Annotated in this window: 1 pseudogene; it reads right to left on the bottom strand. The window is 65.2% G+C overall.

What is annotated here, in order from left to right:
- Positions 1 to 279 (bottom strand): annotated as a pseudogene (locus SM191_RS19705) (transposase); the annotation flags it as partial.

Below are 279 nucleotides of genomic sequence, written 5' to 3'. Positions count from 1 at the left end.
GCGGATCTTCACCCGCAAGGCGTCGAAAAAGACGAGCGGGTAGACCGGATCCAGCGGCCGCTGCTGCCAGATCGCCACCTCGTCGAGTACGGCGTCGGTCACCGTCGAGATCGGATCGGGCGACACAGCCTGCCCCGGCGAAGGCCGGGGTCGATGCCGTACAGATCGTGCAGGTGCGCGGTGATCTCCCGGGTGCTCATGCCGCGCGCGTACATCGACACGATCTTCTCATCGAAGCCTGGAAAGCGCCGCTGGTATTTGGCGATCAACTGCGGGTCG

The organism is Sphingomonas sp. 2378, assembly GCF_038084995.1.
Taxonomy (GTDB): domain Bacteria; phylum Pseudomonadota; class Alphaproteobacteria; order Sphingomonadales; family Sphingomonadaceae; genus Sphingomonas.
The sequence above is the reverse complement of the archived record's forward strand: the minus strand, read 5'-3'. Positions and strand labels throughout refer to the sequence as shown.